The sequence below is a fragment of the Herbaspirillum sp. B65 genome (assembly GCF_000333555.1).
Lineage (GTDB): Bacteria > Pseudomonadota > Gammaproteobacteria > Burkholderiales > Burkholderiaceae_D > Herbaspirillum > Herbaspirillum rubrisubalbicans.
This window is the reverse complement of record NZ_BADI01001034.1, coordinates 1-2364: the sequence shown is the minus strand read 5'-3', so window position 1 is coordinate 2364 and position 2364 is coordinate 1. Positions and strand designations below refer to the sequence as shown.

Here is a 2364-nt window from a genome sequence, read left to right as displayed (position 1 = left end):
CCCTTCATCTACTTTCCCCGTGAATACGAACTGCATAAAAATAAGAAATATGCAGAAAGTGCACGGCCGTACTGGTCGTTTATTCACATTTTTCACATATCGACGGGTATTTACGCACACAAAGGTCAGACCAGCAAAGGAATCTTGGCACATTGTCGTTTATGCATCACATCACAATCGCATTCATTTTCTGGTCACAATCCGCATCCCCCTAATCCCATGCAAAAGCCACCCCGAAAGGTGGCTTGGTACGCCCAGGTAGCGGGCAAAAGGACAGCACGTACTGCCTTGGTTCACTCATGCCGTCAGGACCACCTTGCGGCATTCCTCCTGCTTTTCATTGAAGATCCGGTACCCCTGCGCCGCCTCTTCCAACGGCAGGCGGTGGGTAATGATGGCTTCCGGGCGCAGCCAGCCATCCTCGATGCTGGCCAGCAGTTCGGGCATGTAATGTTGCACGTGGGTCTGGCCGGTCTTGACGGTGAGCCCCTTCTCGAAAATGTCACCGAACAGGAAGCCGTGGATGAAACCGGCATACACCCCCGGCACGCTGAGGGTACCGCCGCGCCGCACCGAGGCGATGCAGTGGCGCAGCGCCTGACCGCTACTGCCTTCGAGCTTGAGGTTGGTCATCGCCGTCTCCAGCACACTGCCCTTGGCTTCGAAACCGACTGCATCGATCACCGCATCCACCCCGCGGCCGGCGGTATTGGCGATGATGTATTCACCCGGATCGACCTGATCGAAGTTCACCGGCAGCACGTCATACTGCTCCACTGCGAAGCGCAGCCGGTAATCATGGTGGTCCACCATGAAGATCTTTTCCGCCCCCAGCATCCGCGCGCAAGCAGCCGCCATCTGGCCCACCGGCCCGGCGCCGTAGATGGCCACGCTGCTGCCTTCGCGCACGCCGGCATTCTTCACCGCCTGGTAACCGGTGGGCAGGATATCGCTCAGGAATAGCACCTGCTCATCGGCCAGCGCCGAGTCGATGCGGATCGGTCCTACATCGGCCTTGGGCACCCGCACGTACTGCGCCTGGCCGCCCGGCATTCCACCATACAGATGGCTATAGCCGAACATGGCCGCGCCGGAACGGATGCCCTTGCCATTGATGATGGCGCCGCGCTCGGGATTAGTGGTCTCGCAGGCCGCGTAGAGATGCTGGTCGCAGAAGAAGCACTGGCCGCAGGCGATGACGAAGGGGACCACCACCCGGTCACCTTTCTTGAGGCGCTTGACGGCCGGCCCGGCTTCCACCACCACCCCCATGAATTCATGCCCGAGGATGTCACCGGCCTGGGTGGCGGGAATCTTGCCGCGATACAAGTGCAGGTCGGAACCGCAGATGGCGGTGGCGCTGACCTTGAGGATGATGTCGTCGGCTTCCTGGATGATGGGGTCGGGAACGGATTCGACCCGCACGTCGTGGGCCGAATGATAGAGCAGTGCACGCATGGTATCTCCTGGAGGAATGCGATCGATGGGAGGGGAGTGACGACAACGCGAACAGGTCAACACCTGCATCGTGTCCCAGACTAAACAGCCCCCCTGGGTGCGACCATCAGCGAGGCGCCACTTGCCCTGTGGGCAGAGGCTGTCGGAGGCGTCGGCCCGTCTTGATGAGCGGGAGGCAACGCGCCATGCACGCGTCGATTCCGGCAAGGATGTCGGTGCAGTCCACGCGGTGTCGAGCCAGTGACCGACATACAGGCGACATCACTCGGGCTAGCATGATCCGCTGCATGATCAGATGACCATGCATCCGCCCCTCCACAACCTCAAGGAGCCCCTCATGAGCGACGCCCTCAACAAGCACACCCACCCGCCCGACACCTCCGGCCCGCAAGACCTGGACTCGCCCGGCAATCCACGCAGCGGTACCAATGAGCGCGACATGCTCGACAGTGGCAAGACCCATGCCCCTGGGGACAGTGATCAGTACGGCTCGCGCAACAAGCCGCAAGGCGACAATTATTCTGACCAGGACATGCGTGAAAACAGCCCGCAGCTCTAGCGCTGATTCCTGAGCGACCACACCATCTCGATAGCAGATCGATCGAAGTCGATTGATCTGCTGTAGAGATCACTCCTCCCGGTCGAATTCGGCCAATATCATTTCCACCTGCAGGCACTGCAATTTCAATTCCTTGATCGCCCGTCGATAGCGACGAAAGTCGCGGCGCTCGGGCAGGTTGCTGCCGCCTTTGCTGACCCGCACCACGTCGTGCACGATGGCTTGCAGGATGCCGGCGGCCTGTTCATGCGAGGCCTTGAGCCGGTTCACGGATTCAATCAGCGCTTCTTTCTTTTTCATTATGCTGTCCCTGTTGTGCTGGCCAGGGCCTGTTCACATTTAATCTG

Annotated in this window: 3 protein-coding genes; 1 reads left to right on the top strand and 2 read right to left on the bottom strand. The window is 59.9% G+C overall.

The annotated features are described in order from the left end of the window. Window positions 1-297: 297 nt before the first annotated feature. Window positions 298-1458, bottom strand: a complete 1161-nt coding sequence (locus I5W_RS24365) for a zinc-dependent alcohol dehydrogenase (protein WP_044531186.1) — start codon at window positions 1456-1458, stop codon at window positions 298-300. Between the two features lie 337 nt (window positions 1459-1795). On the opposite strand from I5W_RS24365, the gene I5W_RS24360 reads away from it, so the two are divergent. Beyond that, window positions 1796-2017, top strand: a complete 222-nt coding sequence (locus I5W_RS24360; protein ID WP_017455301.1) for a hypothetical protein — start codon at window positions 1796-1798, stop codon at window positions 2015-2017. Window positions 2018-2086: 69 nt separating this feature from the next. Here I5W_RS24360 and I5W_RS24355 read toward each other — a convergent pair whose 3' ends face one another. Next, window positions 2087-2317 (bottom strand): hypothetical protein, encoded by a 231-nt coding sequence (locus I5W_RS24355; RefSeq protein ID WP_017455302.1) that lies wholly within the window; start codon window positions 2315-2317, stop codon window positions 2087-2089. Between the last annotated feature and the right edge of the window lie 47 nt (window positions 2318-2364).

Bases quoted from the DNA above. Each gene is read 5' to 3' on its own strand.
- I5W_RS24365 (WP_044531186.1), bottom strand. From the start codon at position 1,458: ATGCGTGCACTGCTCTATCATTCGGCCCACGACGTGCGGGTCGAATCC.
- I5W_RS24360 (WP_017455301.1), top strand. From the start codon at position 1,796: ATGAGCGACGCCCTCAACAAGCACACCCACCCGCCCGACACCTCCGGC.
- I5W_RS24355 (WP_017455302.1), bottom strand. From the start codon at position 2,317: ATGAAAAAGAAAGAAGCGCTGATTGAATCCGTGAACCGGCTCAAGGCC.